Source organism: Bacillus sp. DX4.1 (assembly GCF_030348195.1).
In the GTDB taxonomy this organism is placed as follows: Bacteria; Bacillota; Bacilli; order Bacillales; family Bacillaceae_G; genus Bacillus_A.
This window is the reverse complement of sequence record NZ_JAUCFT010000008.1, coordinates 4,603,299-4,624,149: the sequence shown is the minus strand read 5'-3', so window position 1 is coordinate 4,624,149 and position 20,851 is coordinate 4,603,299. Positions and strand designations below refer to the sequence as shown.

The following is a 20,851-nucleotide window of genomic DNA, read 5'->3' as shown; positions in this document are numbered from 1 at the left end:
ATAAACATACTTGATGATGGTCATCTCTTTTAAAAGGAAAGAACCGTATCATAGGAGTGTAAAGAGCAGAAATAAAAAAACAAAAGAAAGAAGTAACCAATTTGGCGAAAGGGCTTTTTCAATTGGTAAAAATCGGGTGTGTTGATTGCGGTAAAAAATTGATAATTAGTTAAAGCATCAAACGAAGTCATATCGATCAAAGTTTTTCCTAGATTAGGAAAAGCCCAGACAAATTCGATGAAACAAAGGCATCTGTAGAATAATTAGAAAAAATTCTGAAGAGCTTGGTACCCGGTTCAATAAAATAAATTGGCTAAATAAGGGGGAGAAAAAATGATTAAAACCATATATAAAAATAAAAATTATATTACTGCAATTTCATTTATATTAATCGTAATTGGTTTTGCTACTGGAGCAATTGGAAATGGTGATATCAAAAATATAATCCTAATCATTGGAACAATAATCGCTAGTATTCCAATTACAATAAAGGCCTATCAATCATTACGTATGAAAGCTTTTAGTATTGAGTTGTTGGTAACAATTGCAGTAATTGGTGCTCTTTATATTCAAGAGTATACAGAGTCAGCAGTTGTTACATTGTTATTCTTATTGGGGGATTATCTAGAAGCACGTACATTGGAAAAAACACGTTCATCTCTAAAGGAATTAGTCGATATGGCCCCACAAGAAGCCATCGTTATCCGTAATGGAAATAATATAAAAATTCCGATTGAAGAAGTAGTCGAAGGAGACCGAGTGGTTATTCGCTCAGGTGGAAAGGTTCCAGTTGATGGAAGGATCTTATCTGGTCAAGCATCATTAAATGAAGCAGCCGTAACAGGTGAATCAGTACCTGTATTGAAAAAATTAGATGATAAGGTCTTTAGTGGAACGCTTGTTGATAATGGTTATATTGAAATGGTCGCAGAAAAGGTTGGCGATGATACAACTTTTGCAAAAATTATTGAATTAGTGGAAGAAGCACAAGAGTCAAAATCAAAAACGGAAAAATTTCTTGATAAATTTTCCGATGTATATACACCAGCGGTTGTTATCTTATCGATTCTAGTCTTTGTCTTGACAAGAGATCTTCAAATTGCCATCACATTCCTTGTAATTGCTTGTCCGGGCGCCTTGGTTATTGGAGCGCCGGTTTCAAACGTTGCTGGAATTGGGAATGGAGCTAAAAATGGTGTTCTGATTAAGGGCGGAGAAATCATGGATAAATTCTCGAAAGTGGACATACTCGTCTTTGATAAAACAGGTACTTTAACAAAAGGGAAACCAGAGGTCACTGATATTCAAACATTTCAAACCATAGATGCTAATGAATTACTAAGATTAGTGGCACAGGCTGAAACTATTTCAGAGCATCATTTAGGTCAAACGATTGTCAAAGAAGCAAAGGCACGAAACTTAAACGTTACGAGTGAACCTGAAGTTGCTGAAGTCATTAAAGGAAAGGGAATTCGTGCAAAGGTTGAGGGCCATGTCTTAGTGATTGGTAACCGTAAATTATTGAACAGTGAAAACATTGAGCTTTCAAATGTCATTGCGAACTATTCAGCCGACCGTGAAAAGGCTGGGAACACCGCTATTTTTGCAGCAGTAGACGGCCAAGTTGCAGGTGTGTTCTCGATTGCTGACCAGATTCGTGAAGATGCACCGAGAGCTCTAGCAGAAATGAGGAAAAATGGTATTAAGAAAATTATCATGTTGACTGGTGATAATCAGCATACAGCTGAATTAGTGGCAAAAAAACTAAGATTAGATGAATACCATGCAGAATTATTACCAGAAGACAAAGTAGAATACGTGAAAAATTTAAAGGAAAAAGGCCTTGTCGTGGCAATGGCTGGGGATGGAATTAACGATGCGCCTGCGATTGCGACAGCTGATATCGGCTTAGCGATGGGCGAAGGTGGTACAGATATTTCAATGGAAACGGCTGACGTCGTTCTAATGGCCGATAAGCTTACGCAACTCTCGCATGCTTACTCTCTATCAAAAGCAACAATTCGTAACATGAAACAAAACACTTATTTCGCAGTTGGAATTGTCTTTGTTTTACTACTTGGCGTATTAAATGGATCTGTACATTTAGCATTCGGTATGTTTCTTCATGAAGCCAGCGTATTACTTGTTATTTTGAATGCGATGAGATTAGTTAGATTTAATCATAGGAGCACAAAAGTAGAAACAGAATTACAAGCTGTATATGCATAATCAAAATTATATAAATACAAATTAAAAAACCGACATAAAACCCTTCTTTTTAGATGGGAGAGAGCATCCGCCTATGCATAGAAGCGGTCAGATCCTTTTCCTGCCCCATGCCAAGTGAAAGCAAAGAGAGAAAACGAGTGCAGGTCACCTTTTGTTATCCATAGCCGCGGCTTATATGTCGAAAAATCAAAATGGATTTATATACAAATGAAAGTTCATTTTGATAGAGGTAGAGGAAGAGATACCTCTATTTTCTCTTCTTTAAAAATTTATTGATGTGATGGACACCAATTCTTTGCTTTTCTTGATATAGATCAAGGTTATTGAGATTGACTCTCAATTAAAATAAAAGAAAAAATAAGAGGTGTTTTTATCATGAATGCTACTTCTTTAATTGCTTATGCAAGTATGAGCGGATTAGATTTAAATGAAAAAATAGCTGTTTCTTTTGGATCATGTGATTCTTCCTATGAACATTGGGGGAGAGCGGTCGATACTTTAACATATAAATTGGCTAAATTAGGTGCAGTGGTCTTTGATGGATTGAAAATAGATCTTGCAAAGGCATATTCTGAGAAGGAACAATGTATCCAATTCGGCCAATCCTTTGTGGGAAGAATGGGAGGTATTTCACTTAAATGAGTACCGTTCAATTGGAATTAAACGATGTTGCCTGTATCGGATGCATCGGGAAAATAAAAAGAAGGATGAAAAAATACCGTGGAGTTGAACAAGTGAAGATTATATCAGGAAGCGGAAAAATGGAAATAAACTTTAATGAAAATATCATCCAATCCGAGGAAATTAACGATAAAATACAAAAATTAACATTTCGTATATTTGATTAAAATTTTCTTGCTGTGACGCGTTATATGATTAAATTGGACCGATCCTTAATTGCTGGGGATATCATTATTTCAGAAGAGGTTGCGAAGTACGCAATCAACCGTGAAAAAGCGGGCGATTTCAATTTAAAAAAATCATATTTTGGGATGTTACAATTATACCTAGGAAATGATAGAAGAAGGTAAAAAACAAGACGACATTTATCCCGCATTAACGGGCAGTAATACCCCCACCTCAAAATTCAGCGAAAGCAAAGAAGTTAGGTGGGGGATAAACTGCCCGTAAAAGCCCGATTGGTCAGGGCTAATAATCAGTGGGAGATGAAGAGAACTCCCACTGATTAAAGTTTCACTTTATCAGACAGCATTCATTCAAAATAAGGAGAGATGACTATGGAAATAAAAAATATTCATACCCATAACAATGCTCATTGTGGTCATCATACGTGCGTTTCGTTGGTTCCAATATTTAATCATTTAGAAAGCAAACAAATGGATGAAATTATGGCAGCAGCTCAATCGATTTCGTACAAAAAAGGGGCAATCATTTACCATGCAGGCGATCAAGCTGATACCCTTTATATTGTAAGTAAGGGAAAGATTAAGATTTATCGACTTTCTGAATCAGGAAAAGAACAGCTGGTTCGGATTTTAAGCCCAGGAGAGTTCACAGGCGAGCTTGCTTTATTTAAGAAGGATTTTTATGAATCATTTGCAGAAGCAATGGAAGAAACCAATGTTTGCATGATTAAGCAGTCAGACTTGCAAGAATTACTTTTAAAATACCCATCCATTTCATTAAAAATACTAAACGAATTTTCAAATCGACTAGAACAGTCGGAAAAACAGATGACTAGATTCGCGACTGAGAAAGTAGAAACACGGTTGGCACATTTCTTAGCCGAATGTTTAAGTGATGATCAATCAACCGAGTTGACACTGCCCATGAGTAGAAAGGATTTAGCTTCTTATTTGGGAACATCTCCTGAAACCATTAGCCGTAAGTTATCTGACCTTGAGATGCAAGGTTATATCAAACAGAAAGCACATAAAAAAATTGAAATTTTAGATTTAGATGGATTGTTGCTTGTCTGAGAGACAAAAATATAATAGAAGCTAAAGCTTCTTAATTGAGTCAATTTCATAATTGCTAAATAAAATATTTAAGCTTACCGAATTTCAACTTGTGTTTTTAAAAAATTAGGCAACTAAATTAAAGTATGTACAACCTGATTGTGAGTGCCAATGCCGAATACTACAGCATGAGAGAGAAAGGGCACATCTAAGATTTGAAGGAGAGGGAAATTTAAAATGTACCCTATAGAGTAGATGCTTAAAAAAGTCTATTCTATAGGGTATTTCTTATACAATAAGAGGAAAATCGGGATTGGGGAAATTATAAAATGAGTAAAAAAGTATCACAAATATTTTCATAAAAAAAGGAGCTATTGCTATGTTTTTATCAAAAGAATTTCTTGCTAACTACAAAAATAAACAAACACAAATGACCGATTTAGGTTCCTTTGTATATACCCGTACTTATAGTAGGTGGTTACCTTCCGAACAAAGAAGAGAAACATGGGTAGAAACACTTGAGCGAGTGATAAATTACAATATTGGATTAGAGCTAAAACACAATCCAAATGCAAATATGGATAAGCTAAAAGAAGAAGCGGAAGAATTGTTCGATAATATGTTCCATCTCAAGCAGTTTACAAGTGGTCGTACAATGTGGATTGGAGGGACACCTGTATCAGAAATGTACCCTACGGCTAATTTTAATTGCTCTTTCTTAGTGATTGATGGGTTTGATGCTTTTACTGAGTTGTTCTATTTACTCATGATTGGTAGTGGTGTTGGGTTTCGTACAATGCCTAATGATGTAGACAAACTTCCAAATTATCGAACAGAGGTTGTTCTATCACATCGAAATTACACCCCTGTCCCTAAAGATCTTCGAAAAGAATTTTCTTTTCTCAAAATGAACGGAAATAAAGCAACGATTCACGTTGGCGATAGCAAAGAAGGTTGGGTTCAATCATTAGGTCTTTATTTTGATATCTTGACGAAAAAAGAATATCAACTCATTACCGATATCGAATTAAATTATGATAGTGTGCGACCAAAAGGGGAGAAACTTGTTCGCTTCGGTGGAAAAGCCAGTGGACATACAAGCCTGAAACGAATGTTCCTTAAGATTGATAAAATCATGAAAAAGGCGAATGGTAAACTAATCCCTATTCATGCATTAGATATTGGTAACATCATTGGAGAAAACGTGGTCTCAGGTGGTGTAAGAAGAACTGCTGAAATCAATCTTTCTGCATTAGAAGATACGGATATTGAATTAGCAAAAACAAATCTTTTTAAAGAAGTAGATGGTGAATGGAAAATTGATATAGAGATTGAACACCGTACTGTATCGAATAATTCTATTTTTTTTGAAAAGAAACCAACCAGAGCTCAACTACATCAATCATTTAAAAATATGCAATTGACTGGAGAACGAGGGCTCATCAATGCTGAATCTGCTCGTAAGCGTAGAAAAGATGCAGAGGGTCTTAATCCATGTGCTGAAATCATCCTTGCAAACAAGGGTCTGTGTAACTTATCTACAGTGAATGTACTTGCCTTTGTTAAAGATGGTGTGTTAGACATACAGGGGTTATATAGAGCATTTCAATTATCTGCTCGTATTGGTCTTCGTATGACATTAGTCGAGTTAGAAATGCCTCTTTGGAACGAACAACAGAAGAAAGACCGCTTACTTGGTTGTTCTGTAACAGGTTGGTTTGATATGGTTGATGCTGTTCATTTATCCATAAAAGAACAACGTATCTTATTACGTCATTTAAAAGAGATTGTTCGGAATGAATCAAACAGTTATGCTGATGAATTAGGTGTCAATCACCCTCTATTAGCAACAACTGTAAAGCCAGAAGGTACGATTTCTTGCTTGCCAACTGTATCTTCAGGCGTACATCGTTCACATGCAGACTATTACATCCGTAGAGTACGCATCTCTGCTTTCGATCCATTAGCAAAGGTCGTGCAAGAATTGAATTATCCTGTATTTCCTGAGAATGGACAAACATGGGATAACGCATCTACGCTTGTCGTTGAATTCCCTGTCCACTCTCCTGCAAAAGTGACGAAACATGATGTATCGGCTATTGAGCAATTAGAAACATATAAAATGTTTCAAGAAGAATATGTTGAGCATAACACATCAATTACGGTAACCGTGCGAGAAGAGGAATGGGATGAAGTCGAAGAATGGGTTTGGAATAATTGGGATTCCTTTGTGGCCGTATCTTTCTTATCTTTATACGACAGTGTATATCCATTAATGCCATATGAAAAAATTTCAAAAGGGGAATATGAGGAACGAAAAGAAAACATGAAGCCTTTTGATGCTTCATTACTAACGAAATACGAGTTAAAAGAAGTCGATTTAGACATTGGAGAAGAAGGTTGCGAAAATGGAGTTTGTCCAATTAGATAATAAAGTGAAACTTTGATCAGTGGGGGTATTACTAATGAAAATATATACAAAAACAGGAGATAAGGGAACAACTTCCCTTATCTATGGGTCAAGGGTTGCGAAAAATGATGCCCGAGTAGAAGCTTATGGGACCTGTGATGAAACGAATTCCATGATTGGATTAGCTCTCAGTTATTTAAATGGAGAAAGTTTTCTTGGAAAAGATAAATTGGAAGATGTATATCATAAAATACAAACCAATCTTTTCCATGTTGGAGCAGAGCTTGCTACACCTAAAGGAAAAGAGGTGAAATGGACGGTTTCCTATTCAGATGTTGAAGAATTGGAACAACAAATTGATGAATGGGATATAACGCTTCCGCCATTAACGAATTTTATTTTACCAGGAGGCCATCCTGCAGGTGCTGCCTTTCATGTAGCCCGGACAACTGCTAGAAGAGCGGAGCGATGTGTGGTTTCATTGGGAGATGGAGTAAATCCTGTTGTGCTTTCTTATTTAAACAGGCTTTCGGATTTATTATTTGTAACCGCTCGTTTTGTGAATGTAATGCTTGGCTTTTCTGAAAAAGTACTACATAAAAGCTAAGGTTCTATAAATTATTGTTGATCACATGTTGTAACGAACCATTGAGGGAGAATTGTCATGATTCTCCCTTTTTTAGATTCCGTTTGGCTAGTAAATTCGTTAAGATCATTTCTTTCCATGCTCAACTAACATAGAAATGCCAATTCCGCCACCTACACATAGAGATGCAAGCCCTAAATGAGATGCTTTTTTTTGCATTTCGTATAACAAGGTAACAAGTATTCTTGCACCAGATGCTCCAATGGGATGCCCTAATGCTATGGCACCACCATTAACATTTACTTTTGCTTCATCAATGTTTAAGTCTCTTATTACGGCGATACTTTGGGAAGCAAAGGCCTCATTTAATTCAAAGAGATCAATATCGTCTAAAGTTATGTCCGTTTTATCTATTAGCTTACGGATGGAATAGTATGGAGCGTATCCCATTAGGGACGGATCCATTCCGATTTCTGTATAACCCTTTATCGTTGCTAAATAAGGGATATTTCTTGCTTCGGCTATTGATTTCCTCATGAGGACAAGAGCTGCCGCACAATCATTAATACCAGAAGAATTACCTGCAGTGACTGTCCCATTTTCGATAAAGGCTGGTTTAAGTTTCTGCAAACCTTCCATAGTCGTATCTTGGCGGACATATTCATCCTCGCTAAATAAGCCTTCTGCCCCTATAGCATTTTTAATTTTTACGGGTATGATTTCCTCTTTAAATTTGTTGCTTCTTTTCGCGTTTATAGCTTTTTTTTGTGAATGTAAAGCAAATTGATCTTGTTCTTCACGAGAAATACGAAATCTTTCGGCTAAATTTTCAGCTGTTACTCCCATATGAATTTGCTCAAAGGCATCGGTGAGGCCATCATGTAAAATACTATCGATCATGTATGTATCACCTGATTCGTGATCCCAGCGATGATTAGGCAAAAGATACGGAGACTGGGACATATTTTCTGTTCCGCCCACGACAACGATATCTGCTTCTCCTAATTGAATAGCCTGATTACCCAGAATGACAGACTTTAGACCCGAACCACAAACTTCATTGATTGTCATAGCAGGTGCTTCATAGGGTATACCCGCGCGTACTGCAATTTGCCGTGCTATATTTTGACCAAGTCCTGCTTGCAAAACATTGCCGAAAATAACAGACTCTACTTCTTGTGTGGAGATGCAGGCTCTGCGGATGGCTTCCTTCACCGTCAATGCACCTAATGTTTCAGCAGATATATTTTTTAAGCTGCCCCCAAACTTTCCGATGGGAGTGCGAACAGCACTAATAATTGCAACTTCTTCCATTTCATAATCCGCTCCTTTATATCAAGATTCTTAAAAGTGTATTCTTCAATTGCTAAGTTAGTTTTTAGGTCTGTTATTCCTTTATCCCGCATTAACGGGCAGTAATACCCTCACCTCAAGATTCAGAGTAAAGCGAGGAAGAGAGGTGGAGGATAACTGCCCGTAAAAGCCCGATTGGTTCAACTAATAATCAGTGGGGGATGAAGGACCCCCCCACTGATTAAAGTTTCACTTTATTGAAACCAAAATTCTTTAACTGTTTTTGACATTCTACTTTCTCTTTTTTTCATACTACTATTTTAATGCTTGTAATGTTTTAAATACTTGATCTAGCTCAAGTAACTAGGATGATCCATTTAGTATAGTAAAGCTGATTACGAATGAAAAAGGCTTCAGTATATTTTATGAAAATATAATATAGAAAGGTCTGAATGTATTTGAAAATAGGAATTGATAAAATCAGCTTTTATACTCCACATCTGTATGTTGATATGAATAAATTGGCTGTTGCAAGAAATGAGGAACCAGAGAAAATCACCATTGGTATTGGACAGGAAAAAATGGCTGTTTCTCCCATTACACAGGATGCCGTTACTTTAGCGGCTAACGCAGTATTGGAAATTTTGGACGAAGATGATAAGGAGAAAATTGATTTTGTCATTTTTGCTACGGAATCGGGCATTGACAATTCAAAAGCAGCAGCCATTTATGTTCATCATTTATTAGGATTAAATCCTAATGCACGCTCGATCGAAGTAAAAGAAGCTTGCTATGGGGCTACAGCTGGCATCCAAATGGCAAAAGGACATATTGCATTAAATCCAGAAAGTAAAGTGCTGGTTCTGGGTTCGGATATTTCCAAATATGGCTTAGGAACACCTGGAGAAGTTACCCAAGGAGCCGGAGCTGTTGCAATTTTAATGAGTGCCAATCCGAGGATCATGACTATAGAAGATTCAAGTGCTTATTATACAGAAGATGTTATGGACTTTTGGCGTCCTTTATACTCTGATACGGCTTTTGTCCAAGGCGAGTATTCTGTTAAACAATACATTGCCTTTTTCCAAAATGTTTGGGGGCAGTATAAGAAGAAAACAGGGTTCGAACTAAAAAATTTTGAATCTATTTGTTTCCATTTACCTTATACAAAGATGGGCTTGAAAGCATTAAGAACAGTAATTGATGAGGGAACGGACGCAGATCGAGAACGACTATTAGCCAAATTTGAAATCAGCAAGAGTTATAACAAGGTTGTTGGTAACATTTATACAGGTGCTTTGTATTTGAGTCTGCTTTCCTTACTTGAATTAAATACAGACATCGAAGCAGGTTCAAGAATTGGCCTATACAGCTATGGCTCAGGGTCGGTTGGCGAGTTCTTTTCTGGCATTCTACAACCTCATTATCGGGATGTTTTACGTACTGATCAACATGCGAAATTATTGTCAGAACGTAGAGAAGTCAGCATTTCCGAGTACGAAGAAATATTCCAAGAAACTTTACTCATTGATGGTTCAAGTGTGATATTGCCTATTGAAAAAGATCCGGCTGTGATTTGCTTAGCAGGGATAAATGAGCATATGCGTCAGTATGTGAATAAAGTGAAACTTTAATATTACTGCCCGCGAATAGCGGGATAAAAACAATTAAAAAGATGGCATCCTTAAGTCGATGATTTGACTTAGGGATGCCATCTTTTTTAACTTAGAAACATAGCCTATCAGCATTTCTCCTTTAATCGTCTGATTTTAGTTTCTTTAAAATTTCTTTTGCAGTAGCTAAGTTCATGTTTTTTTGTTGCTTTAATTTTTCTGAAACATAGTCGATCTCCTTACCTTTAGCTCCGGCATGAATGGCAAGAGATTTCGCTTGAAGACCCATATGTCCTTTTTGGATTCCTTCGGTTACAAGTGCTTTAATGGCTGAAAAGTTTTGTCCGAGTCCAACTGAAACAATAATTGATTCTAATTCTTTCGCACTTTGGTAGCCTAACAGTTGCTTGCTAAATTGGGCAGCAGGATGGATGTTAATGGAACCACCAACGGCACCAATTGGCAAGGGAATGGTCAGACTGCCCATTAAATCTCCGTTTTCTGCCTTACTCCAAGTTGATAGGGAGCGGTATTGTCCAGACCGTGCAGCATAGGCATGAGCTCCTGCCTCAATAGCCCGCCAATCGTTTCCCGATGCCAAAACGACTGGATCAATCCCATTCATAATGCCTTTGTTATGGGTGACAGCCCTGTATGGATCAACAATAGCAAGTTGACAGGCCTCAATGATTCGGTCCCGCACCTCTTCGCCAGAATAGTCTCCTTTTTTCAGTAAAGAAACAGGAATATGACAGCTCGCCGTGGCTAAACATTCTGTTGCATAGTTGGAGAGAATCCCCATTAAGGCTGTTCCATTTGTTAACTCCTCCAGATAGGGTTTAATGGCTTCAACCATTGTGTCAATGATATTTGCTCCCATTGCTTCCATAGTTTCAATATGGAGATGGACGACTAAAAAGGAAGGCGTATTTGCTTTTTCATCTGCGGCAATAGGTCGAATTATGACTTCTTTTGCCCCGCCGTCTCGTTTCACAATGGAAGGATGTGCTTCATTTGCTTTTCGTATAATGTCTGCCTTGTGTTCTATTAATATTTTTTTGGCATATGTCATATCTGGAATATCCTTTAAAGCTACCTGCCCAATCATGGTGCGTTTTTGAATGATCGTTTGAAAACCACCTGCTTGATTAATAATTTTAGCCGCGGAACTGGCTGCTGCGATGACTGAAGGTTCCTCGACGGCCATTGGTACAACATATTCCTTTTGATCAATTAAAAAATGTAAAGCTACACCGAGCGGCAGTTCATAAGTTGTAATTTGATTTTCAATCATATGATCAGCAACTTCTGCGGGTAGTTGTAATCCATCTTTTAAGAGCATAGCATCTTCTTTAGAGATAACTTTAGCTAAAGCTAATCCCTCAATTCTCTCAACACGATTTTTTTTATAAAATTTATTTAAATATTTTTTCTCCATTTTTTCTCCTTCCGATTTGTTTATGTAAAAAACAAACCTTTCTGTGCAAAAGCTCCTTCAAAACCGAACAGTAGAACTTGAAAATAGTAAAAAAATAGTACATTCATTTTAGTCTATAAAATGAAGCGACTAATTTTAATGGAAAGTAGCTAAAAAAAGCTACTCTCATTGTTTCATAAAAAAAAAATCAATAACTTGATATAGGTCAAAAATAATTTTCGTATGATGGTGTATCATTTTACATGTGGAGTTTAAAAGTTATATAAATACAAATTAAAAAACCAACATAAAACCATTCTTTTTAGGTGGGAGAGAGCATCCGGCCATGCATAGAAGCGGTCAGATCCTTTTCCTGCCCAGACATAGTGAAAACAAAGAGAGAAAACGAGTGCAGGTCACCTTTTGTTATCCATAGTCGCGGCTTATATGTCGGAAAATCAAAATGGATATATATAGTATCAGCTTCATACGAAACCAATTCTCCATGTTTTAGAAAATAAAATGCTTTATTTGCACGAGGTAATAGAAATGAAACAACGTATTAAATACGACGATATAGCACCAGAACCGAGAAATCTCCATCAATAAATAGTAAGGAGAGGAATATTCTACGACTCATGTGACTTCATTATTTAATGAGGGAAACATGTAAAGTTCCCATGTAATGGATCGATTGCCGCAAGGGTAGAAAGCTGGAGAGAATATGAGACGAATTTTAGATATGACAAAAACACTTTTCGGTGTAAACGAGATGAACTTAAACAGAGAAATTATAAAGGCTGAACCATGTAAGAATTGTGGTCGAGAGCTTAAAACCTACAGAGTGAAGCTGGTAGGCGGTCCGAATAAAGGTAAATGTACTGCCGTAACGGAGGAATGCAGTTGCTATTTAGCAAAACAAGCATTAGAAACGGCTATAAGAACAAAAATTAAATATTTTAAAGAGCTATCCACAATTAACCATTCTTTAATACATGCAACCTTGCAAAATTACTCTCCTCATAATGATTCTCAATCTCACGCAGTTAAAAAAGCCATTGAGTTCATTGAACAATTAGCTCAAAATAAAATAGCTCGTGCCATTTATTATGGAGAATCAGGGTTAGGAAAGTCACACTTGTCAGTGGGAATAAGCAAGATTGTCGAAACAAAATTACAAAAAACTTATTTATTTTTAGAAGTTCCAACACTAAAACATATGATTAAGTCTTCTTGGTCAAAAGATAGTGTTTTTACAGAATTGGAAATCATGCGGGCAATTGCTGAAGTGGATTTGTTAATACTTGATGATTTAGGAGCAGAGGGGGACACACCATGGACGAAGGAATTATTGTTCACTATCCTCAATTCCAGATTATCAAAAAGCCTTCTTGTGACAACCAATCTGGAGATCGAAGACATATATTTGGAATATGGGCCTAAAATTACGGACCGTTTGATCCAAGGTATGTCAAAACAGAACATTATAAAAATACAAGGTAGGCATAGCTATCGTTTGAAAGAACTGTTAGAGGATGATTGGTAGGTAATTGAAATGAACCAAACGATCAAAAATAAATTAATGCTTCTTCCTAAGGAGCCAGGGTGTTATTTAATGAAAGACAGCCGTGGCACAATTATTTATGTTGGAAAAGCAAAGGTGCTAAAAAATCGTGTTTGTTCCTATTTTATCGGTTCACATGAGGGAAAAACACGGAGTCTCATTAATGAAATCGAAGACTTTGATTATATTATTACTTCATCCAATACTGAAGCACTTATTCTTGAAATGAATTTGATTAAAGGGAATCAGCCTAAATATAACGTCATGTTAAAGGATGATAAAAGCTATCCCTATATAAAAATTACAGATGAGCGTCATCCGCGTCTTATCATCACCCGGGAACTGAAAAATGATAAAGGGAAGTATTTTGGACCCTACCCGAATGTTAAAGCAGCAATCGAAACGAAAAAGCTACTAGAACATATTTATCCATTAAGAAGATGCCCGCTTTCGTCCAAACGCCCCTGTCTATTTTATCAGTTAGGTCAATGCATTGGTCCATGTGCAAGAGAAGTAAGTGAAACAGAATATAAGGAAGCCATTGACGGAATCGTTCACTTTTTTAATGGCGGTTATAAAGAGATCAAAAGACAATTAATAAGGAAAATGAAATCCGCATCAGAAAGCTTAGACTTTGAGAAAGCAAAGGAATGTCAAAAGAAAATTGCCCAAATCAAAATAGTAATGGAAAAACAAAAAATGCTTACAACTGACGATACGGAAAGAGATGTATTTGGTTATGATGTCAGAAACGGTTGGATGTGTGTGCAAGTATTTTTTGTCCGACAAGGGAAAGTGATGGGACGAGATGTGTCTACCTTTCCGATTTCTGATAAGGCAAACTTAGAATTTTCCACCTTTCTTAAACAATTTTATTTGCGAGACAACATCATGATGCCAAAAGAGGTATTGCTTCCTGTGTCAATTAGTAAAGAGTCAGCGCAGCATTTGCCACAAGTGAAACTAATTGTGCCAAAACGTGGGCAGAAAAAGGAACTGGTGAAATTATCCTGTGAAAATGCTTGTGCTGTGTTAAAAGATAAGTTCTCCTTAATGGATTTAGGAGAAGTGAATACGGAACCTAGAGGAAAAAGACTGTAATAAAAAGAGGTACCGGCATGATTCATAAAAATACTTTTTCCAAAATAGGAAGAGATAAAGAATATACTTCTTCTGTAGAAAATAAACCAAACGCAGGCGAAATCATGGAGGAATTTATTGGATCCGGCTCTTATAAACGCTTAAAAGAACTAGCAAATAAAAATGATTCTATAAATAAAAATATTTATAATCATCTCATTGATCATGAAGCTAAGAGACATGAAATAGGCTGTCATTTGGTTGCTAAATTCATCCCTAAAAAGATATTTAAATATGATTATGCAGGATTAAATGAATATTTAAATGATCGCGGTCTACTTCAGAATCTGACTAAACTCACAAGTACGGATCTTAAAAAAAGTCCTGCCCTGCTTGATTTATTTGAGCCCTACAGATTAAGTCCAGAGTTCTATATAAAGCCTTCATTTAATCAGCTTGGAAGAGAGTTTGTGAAAATAGCAGAATCTGAAGATTTACAGATTACTTTGGAAGAAGCAGCTAAGCAAAAAAGAGATTACATGGATCGTTTAAAGGCTGCTAAATTAGAATATGGTTCTTTAAAAAAACAAATGCAGAATTGTCAGTACCTCAGTACGGTAAGAAAGATTCCCCATAAATATGGTTCTGTTTCACTCATTCAGAAACCATTTATCTATGATAGCCAAAAAATAAGGGATGATTCTTTAATAAATACCTTAATTGAACGTGGGAAACCGGATCTTGATGGGTTAATGCTGTATGTAACGAGAGGGTTTGTATCCTTAAGCGAAATTGAATCATTTCGAACTTTAGTCGATATTCAATTGAATTTTGCTATATTTGATATAAACGATGATGCAAAAATGATGAGCTATTTCTATCAAAAAGCTTTAAGAAGAGCAATTATATAAATACAAATTAAAAAAACGATATAAAATCTTTTTTAGGTGGGAGAGAGGATCCGGCCATGCATAGAAGCGGTCAGATCCTTTTCCTGCCCCAGACATGGTGAAAACAAAAAGAGAAGATGAGTGCAGGTTACCTTTTGTTATCCATGGTCGCAGTTTATATGTCGAAAAATTAAAGTGGATATATATGATTCCAGATTATTTAAGAAATGTCTAAACAGGATATTGTAAGACTAGATGGAAAGCATAGTTATTGTTTAAAAGAATTTTTAGAGAAAGACTGGTGAGTCAGTTTGGAGAGAAGGAGAACTCGTAATGATTACATCTACTCCTAAAGCAGCAGTGGGCTATGCACATAGTAAATTGATTTTAGTTGGCGAACATGCGGTTGTCTACGGAAAGCCTGCGATTGCCATTCCCTTTCCACTGGGGGTAAAGTCTACTATTGAAGAGAAAACAGGGGAGATTATGATTGCCTGTGGTCATTACGTTGGTCCTATTAACAGAATGCCAGTGAAAATGCAGGGGATCGCTGCTTGTATTAGAGCAACGTTGAATGATTTGAAAAAACCTCTTAATGGATTATTGATTCGTCTTCATTCATCAATACCGATAGGCCGGGGCTTAGGATCTAGTGCAGCGATTGCCATCGCCATTGTAAAAAGTTTATTCTCTTTTTATGGACAAAAGGTTTCACAAAAGGAATTAATGGCGCTTGTTGAAATCGGGGAGATTTATGCCCATGGAAATCCTAGTGGAATTGATATGGCTGCAGCATCGAGTGAATTACCGATTTGGTTTAAAAACGGAAAAGAGATACTTCCGCTAAACGTAGGCTCACCCCTTAGTATCGTTGTGGCTGATTCTGGTCGGATCGGGAACACACATACTGCTGTTAAAAAGGTGAGGGAGAAATTTCTCTTAGAGCCGGAAAAAATACAAAGGCCGCTAGAACGGATCGAGAGAATTACACGGGAAGCGAACGGTGCTCTTGCGGATGGGAATGCCTATTTACTTGGCAGATTATTAAATTTAAACCATGCAGAACTCATTACACTTGGTGTTAGCGATGATGGTCTTAATCGATTGGTTGAGGCCGCCCGAAGTGCGGGCGGACTAGGAGCTAAATTGACAGGTAGCGGTCTCGGGGGCTGTGTAATTGCTCTCGCCCCTAATCTTGAGCATGCAAAAGTCATTGCTGGTGCATTAATGAAGGCAGGTGCGAACAAAACCTGGTATTTTTCAACCGATTCTCGTTTTTGTTAGAAAAAATCTGTTTGGAGCGTTCCTTAAGCCGCACAGTTATTTAGTCAACTGTGCGGCTTTTTACTGTTTTCTCCTCCCATTTATCCCGCATTAACGGGCAGTAATACCCCCACCTCAAATTTCTGCAGAAAGCAAAGAAGTTAGGTAGGGGATAAACTGCCCGTAAAAGCCCGATTGGTTCAACTAATAATCAGTGGGGGATGAAGAAAACCCCCACTGATTAAAGTTTCACTTTATCCCGCTATTCGTAGGCAGTAATACCATCACTGATTAAAGTCTCACTTTATTTTATACCCATTTGAAAAAAACAATGTTGATGACAAAAAATTGACCTATATCAAGGTTGAATCTCTCTATCCGCTGTAAGCTTAGATCATTCTTAAACCTTAATTAATAATAATAATCATTATCACAAACGATAAAGAGCTTATTTCTAGGAGGAGTCAAAAAGTATGGCGATACAAGTACAATTTACAAATCATTTAGCATTGAAATATACACAACGTTGGCATGAACTTGCAGAGTAAGAGAAAAGAGCTGCGATAAAGGAAGTAGTTGGGCTATTCGCTAAATACGAAGGAAAAGTTTGGCTGCGGGGGACTTATGTGACACAAGCTTTTCAAGCACATACCGATATTTTACTTTGGATGTGTGCTGATCGTTTTGAAGATATCCAGGATTTACAATTGGAACTGCGCCGTTCTACCTTTGGAAAGGCTGTTGATAGTCCTTATGCCTTTACAGGGATGACAAAGCCGTTTGAATTCTCAGAGCATCCAACTTCCTTCCAAATGGGGACTCCGCCACGGGATTATCTTTGTTTCTACCCATTTATTCGTACTCCCGAATACTACCTGCTTCCAAAATGGGAAAGGAAAGGACTTCTGCATGATCATGGATTAGTAGGTCATGAATTCGTTCCGGGAATTTTAACAAATGCTGTCCACGCATTTGGATTAGGGGATTATGAGTGGCTGCTGTCGTTTGAGACAGATGATTTAGGTCTTTTGGTAGACTGTGTTCGAAGTTTAAGAGATTGTAAAGCAAGATTATATATGAAGCATGAATGGCCATTTATTGTTGGCAGATATTTTACATTAGAGGAAGCACTGTCACAGTATATTTAATGGTTATAGCAGATTTTATTATATAAATACAAATTAAAAAAACCGACATAAAACCCTTCTTTTTAGGTGGGAGAGAGCATCCGGCCATGCAGAGAAGCGGTCAGATCCTTTTCCTGCCCCATGCCAAGTGAAAACAAAGAGAGAAAACAAGTGCAGGTCACCTTTTGTTATCCATAGCCACGGCTTATATGTCGAAAAATCAAAATGGATTTATATATTACTGTTTAAAGCAAATGGTAGTCCTATTACTCTGTTAATCTTTATCATTACATTTAAATTATATCTATTGAGATTACAGAATTTATTTTTAAAGGATGTCGTAGAAACAGTCACCTTTTATTTTTCAAAATGATAAAACTGAAGATAAGTTAATTAAGAACTTTTATGTAGATAAGCAGTACTCGATTAGTTGGTTTTAACCATATTGAAGGAAGTGGTTTATAAGATGACGTTGGAGCTAATGAAAGCGACCGCAAAAGCCTATACCAATATAGCGCTGATTAAATACTGGGGAAAACGGGATGAGTCGCTTTTTTTACCAATGAATAGCAGCCTTTCTATCACCCTGGATAAGTTTTATACAATAACGACCGTTCAATTTTGCCCATGGCTTAATGAGGATATTTTCATTCTTAATAAAGTGATAGCTGGTGAGACTGAAACCCTTAAAGTTTCTCAATTTCTAAATCGAATCAGGGAAATCTCCGGAAAAGAGACCCATGCTATCGTACAATCGACAAACAGAGTGCCTACTGCTTCAGGGTTTGCTTCCTCTGCTTCAGGTTTTGCTGCATTAGCAGCGGCAGCAGCAAGAGCGATTGGTTTAGAGCTAGGGGAAACGGAGTTATCACAACTAGCACGGCAAGGTTCAGGGTCTGCCTGCCGATCCATATTCGGAGGTTATGTAGAATGGAAAAAAGGAAGAAACGAAGATGGAACGGATTCTTATGGAGTGCCTATTGAAGAGAAACAAACCTGGAACCTTAGCATTCTTTCTGTTCTTTTGACAGCCGAACAAAAGCAAGTTTCAAGCCGAGAAGGAATGAAACGGACCGTAGAAACATCTCCATTTTATTCTAGTTGGGTGAGGGAAGCTGAAAAAGATTTGCTTATCGCTAAAGCTGCCATTAAGGAACGGAATTTTAAAAAACTTGGTCAGACTATCGAGGCAAATGCATTGAAAATGCATGCGACGACACTTGGTGCAAAACCACCGTTTTTCTACTGGCAAAGTGCCACAGTAGAGGTGATGGGACAAGTTCAAGCACTCCGAAGCTCAGGAATTGAGGCCTATTTCACGATTGATGCCGGGCCAAATGTCAAAGTCCTTTGCCAACCAGAGGATGAACAGGTCGTTCGTGATAAGCTTTTATCTATACCTTCTGTTCGTGACGTTTATATGTGCCATCCAGGGCCAGGCGTCACGTACTTATCTGATTCATTAAGTTAAAACAAATTGAAAAAATGTTCGGCGATGAATGGTAAAAATCAAAATTAAACCTACTACATGTGAAGGGATGAATGATCGTGACTTTTTCAGGATATCGTGTCAAAGTACCAGGGAAGCTACTTATTGCCGGTGAATATGCTGTTCTTGAACCTAAACAGCAAGCTGTCGTTATGGCGGTTAACCGTTATGTTACCGCTTATATTGAACCGAGCAGACAGAATCAACTTTCCCTTCCCCAGTTAGGGTTGGAACACATTACATGGGATAAAGATGTTCAATTCAATGTTTCCGATTCACGATTGAACTTTATTCAAAATTCGATTGCAATCGTTAACCAGTTCTTATCGGAAAATTCGGTTCCACTGCAGCCATTTCATTTAATCATTAAAAGTGAACTTGATGACCCTTTAACGGGCCGAAAATATGGTATGGGATCAAGTGCGGCAGTAGTCGCAGCCGTCATCTCCGCCATGTTCATGTTGTATGGTAGCAGGATTTCCCTGCCAACACTTGACCAGGTTTTTAAGCTAGCAGCACTTGCTCATTTAAAAACACAAAAAAATGGTTCCGGTGTCGATATTGCGGCGTCCATTTTTGGCGGTATACTTGTGTATTCTTCTTTTCAACCGAGTTGGGTTTTAAATGAATTAGACCAAGGAGTTAGCCTAAGTGAGCTCATTGAGAAACCGTGGCCTAATTTGTCCATTCGTACATTAACTACCCCGTCACAGCTGAAATTATGTGTTGGGTGGACAAAAGAAGCAGCATCGACAGCGCCACTGATTAAAAAGGTCCAAAATTTTCGAGACTGTTATCCACAGGCATATACTCAATTTTTGAAAGAAAGCTCTATTGCTGTAGCCCGACTGATTCAAAGTTTTGAACGAAATGATGAAAGTTTGGCTGTTTCTAGTCTGTTAGAAAACCGGAAAGCCCTATTGAGATTAGCTGAAAAAGCAGAAATCATGATTGAAACAACTAAGCTTAAGGATTTATGCTCCATCGCTGAGCGGTATGGAAGTGGGAAATCATCCGGTGCAGGCGGCGGGGATTGCGGTATTGCGTTGGTAAAAAGAGAGGACCAAATTGAAAAACTGTTTAAAGCATGGCTGGAAAAAGATATAAATCCTTTAAAAGTAACTATATCTCAAACTGGTGTATCGATAACGGAATCTAATTGCGAGCCTTCATTAGAAGAATATTTTAGCTATTCCTATTTATGAGCGAACAGTGTCACTGTTCGCTTTTAATTTGATTTGAGTTTTTTATCTATATAAATACAAATTAAAAACCGACATAAAACCCTTCTTTTTAGGAAGATGAGAGCATCCGGCCATGCATAGAGGCGGTCAGATCCTTTTCCTGATCCCAGACATAGTGAAAACAAAGAGAGAAAACGAGTACAGGTCACCTTTTGTTATCCATAACCGCGACTTATATGTCGAAAAATCAAAATGGATTTATCCCGCATTAACGGGCAGTAAGACCTCCACCTCAAAATTCAGCGAAAGCAAAGAAGTTAGGTGGGGGATCAACTGCCCGTAAAAGCCCGATTGGTTCAACTAATAATCAGTGTGGGATGAAGAAAACCCCCACTGATTAAAGTTTCACTTTATATATAATCCAATCTATTTTCTAAAAGGTTGATTGAGGTCAATTTTTTTAAACATAAGAGGCATTAAGATAGGAGTATAAAACAAAAGGGGGAAAGCAATATGACAAAAGCAGTATTTCAATTAGAACCATTCACATGTCCATCTTGTGTTAAGAAAATTGAATCTACACTTACTAAAAAAGCTGGTGTAGAATCAGTAAAAGTATTATTTAACTTAGGCAAGGTAAAAACACAATTTGATAAATCTCTAACTAATGCAAAAAATATCGAGGAGACGATTAAAAATTTAGGTTATATTGTAATTTCAGCTAAAGTAGCTTAAATCCGTTTATATCAATAGGATTTTAAAGGTGAAAGAACTATATAAATACAAA

Annotated in this window: 18 protein-coding genes; 16 read left to right on the top strand and 2 right to left on the bottom strand. The window is 37.3% G+C overall.

Annotated elements, in window-relative coordinates:
* The first annotated feature begins 333 nt into the window (after nucleotides 1–333).
* The 7 genes from QUF99_RS26640 to QUF99_RS26610 all read left to right on the top strand — a co-directional run bounded on the left by QUF99_RS26640 (nucleotide 334) and on the right by QUF99_RS26610 (nucleotide 7,165).
* Complete coding sequence (locus QUF99_RS26640) at nucleotides 334–2,229, top strand: heavy metal translocating P-type ATPase (RefSeq protein WP_289374094.1); 1,896 nt, start codon at nucleotides 334–336, stop codon at nucleotides 2,227–2,229.
* Nucleotides 2,230–2,604: 375 nt separating this feature from the next.
* Nucleotides 2,605–2,871: a flavodoxin domain-containing protein gene (locus QUF99_RS26635; RefSeq protein WP_289374092.1), complete on the top strand. Its 267-nt coding sequence runs from the start codon at nucleotides 2,605–2,607 to the stop codon at nucleotides 2,869–2,871.
* The gene (locus QUF99_RS26630) at nucleotides 2,868–3,077 is read left to right on the top strand and encodes a heavy-metal-associated domain-containing protein (RefSeq protein WP_289374091.1); all 210 of its coding nucleotides are present in this window, start codon (nucleotides 2,868–2,870) and stop codon (nucleotides 3,075–3,077) included. The genes QUF99_RS26635 and QUF99_RS26630 overlap by 4 nt, the downstream gene beginning before the upstream one ends.
* A gap of 24 nt (nucleotides 3,078–3,101) precedes the next feature.
* Nucleotides 3,102–3,260 (top strand): hypothetical protein, encoded by a 159-nt coding sequence (locus QUF99_RS26625; protein ID WP_289374089.1) that lies wholly within the window; start codon nucleotides 3,102–3,104, stop codon nucleotides 3,258–3,260.
* 207 nt (nucleotides 3,261–3,467) lie between these two features.
* Nucleotides 3,468–4,169 carry a Crp/Fnr family transcriptional regulator gene (locus QUF99_RS26620; RefSeq protein ID WP_289374087.1) on the top strand — a complete coding sequence of 234 codons (702 nt, stop codon included), beginning with the start codon at nucleotides 3,468–3,470 and terminating at the stop codon, nucleotides 4,167–4,169.
* A 358-nt stretch (nucleotides 4,170–4,527) separates the two neighbouring features.
* Nucleotides 4,528–6,579 (top strand): ribonucleoside-triphosphate reductase, adenosylcobalamin-dependent, encoded by a 2,052-nt coding sequence (gene nrdJ, locus QUF99_RS26615; protein ID WP_289374085.1) that lies wholly within the window; start codon nucleotides 4,528–4,530, stop codon nucleotides 6,577–6,579.
* Nucleotides 6,580–6,613: 34 nt separating this feature from the next.
* Entirely contained in the window at nucleotides 6,614–7,165 is a 552-nt protein-coding gene (locus tag QUF99_RS26610; protein WP_289374083.1) for a cob(I)yrinic acid a,c-diamide adenosyltransferase, read from the top strand.
* Between the two features lie 105 nt (nucleotides 7,166–7,270).
* On the opposite strand, the gene QUF99_RS26605 is transcribed toward QUF99_RS26610, so the two are convergent.
* Nucleotides 7,271–8,458 carry an acetyl-CoA C-acetyltransferase gene (locus QUF99_RS26605; protein ID WP_289374082.1) on the bottom strand — a complete coding sequence of 396 codons (1,188 nt, stop codon included), beginning with the start codon at nucleotides 8,456–8,458 and terminating at the stop codon, nucleotides 7,271–7,273.
* Nucleotides 8,459–8,895: 437 nt separating this feature from the next.
* Here QUF99_RS26605 and QUF99_RS26600 point away from each other — a divergent pair, with 437 nt between their 5' ends.
* Nucleotides 8,896–10,071, top strand: coding sequence for a hydroxymethylglutaryl-CoA synthase (locus QUF99_RS26600; RefSeq protein WP_289374081.1), 1,176 nt, complete (start codon nucleotides 8,896–8,898; stop codon nucleotides 10,069–10,071).
* A gap of 121 nt (nucleotides 10,072–10,192) precedes the next feature.
* Here QUF99_RS26600 and QUF99_RS26595 read toward each other — a convergent pair whose 3' ends face one another.
* Nucleotides 10,193–11,488 carry a hydroxymethylglutaryl-CoA reductase, degradative gene (locus tag QUF99_RS26595; protein WP_289374080.1) on the bottom strand — a complete coding sequence of 432 codons (1,296 nt, stop codon included), beginning with the start codon at nucleotides 11,486–11,488 and terminating at the stop codon, nucleotides 10,193–10,195.
* Between the two features lie 703 nt (nucleotides 11,489–12,191).
* Between QUF99_RS26595 and QUF99_RS26590 the strand changes: the two genes are divergently transcribed.
* From QUF99_RS26590 to QUF99_RS26555, 8 genes are all read left to right on the top strand, one after another.
* Nucleotides 12,192–13,013 carry an ATP-binding protein gene (locus tag QUF99_RS26590; protein WP_289374079.1) on the top strand — a complete coding sequence of 274 codons (822 nt, stop codon included), beginning with the start codon at nucleotides 12,192–12,194 and terminating at the stop codon, nucleotides 13,011–13,013.
* A 9-nt stretch (nucleotides 13,014–13,022) separates the two neighbouring features.
* Nucleotides 13,023–14,132: an excinuclease ABC subunit UvrC gene (gene uvrC / locus QUF99_RS26585; protein ID WP_353958416.1), complete on the top strand. Its 1,110-nt coding sequence runs from the start codon at nucleotides 13,023–13,025 to the stop codon at nucleotides 14,130–14,132.
* Between the two features lie 17 nt (nucleotides 14,133–14,149).
* Complete coding sequence (locus QUF99_RS26580; protein WP_289374078.1) at nucleotides 14,150–15,022, top strand: hypothetical protein; 873 nt, start codon at nucleotides 14,150–14,152, stop codon at nucleotides 15,020–15,022.
* A gap of 312 nt (nucleotides 15,023–15,334) precedes the next feature.
* Nucleotides 15,335–16,285: a mevalonate kinase gene (gene mvk, locus QUF99_RS26575; RefSeq protein WP_289374077.1), complete on the top strand. Its 951-nt coding sequence runs from the start codon at nucleotides 15,335–15,337 to the stop codon at nucleotides 16,283–16,285.
* Between the two features lie 542 nt (nucleotides 16,286–16,827).
* Nucleotides 16,828–17,412, top strand: coding sequence for a chlorite dismutase family protein (locus tag QUF99_RS26570; protein ID WP_289374772.1), 585 nt, complete (start codon nucleotides 16,828–16,830; stop codon nucleotides 17,410–17,412).
* A gap of 460 nt (nucleotides 17,413–17,872) precedes the next feature.
* The gene (gene mvaD / locus QUF99_RS26565; RefSeq protein WP_289374771.1) at nucleotides 17,873–18,862 is read left to right on the top strand and encodes a diphosphomevalonate decarboxylase; all 990 of its coding nucleotides are present in this window, start codon (nucleotides 17,873–17,875) and stop codon (nucleotides 18,860–18,862) included.
* 77 nt (nucleotides 18,863–18,939) lie between these two features.
* Nucleotides 18,940–20,085 (top strand): phosphomevalonate kinase, encoded by a 1,146-nt coding sequence (locus tag QUF99_RS26560; RefSeq protein ID WP_289374075.1) that lies wholly within the window; start codon nucleotides 18,940–18,942, stop codon nucleotides 20,083–20,085.
* Between the two features lie 492 nt (nucleotides 20,086–20,577).
* On the top strand, nucleotides 20,578–20,799 hold the full coding sequence (locus QUF99_RS26555; protein WP_289374074.1) for a heavy-metal-associated domain-containing protein: 222 nt from the start codon (nucleotides 20,578–20,580) through the stop codon (nucleotides 20,797–20,799).
* The last annotated feature ends 52 nt before the right edge of the window (nucleotides 20,800–20,851 follow it).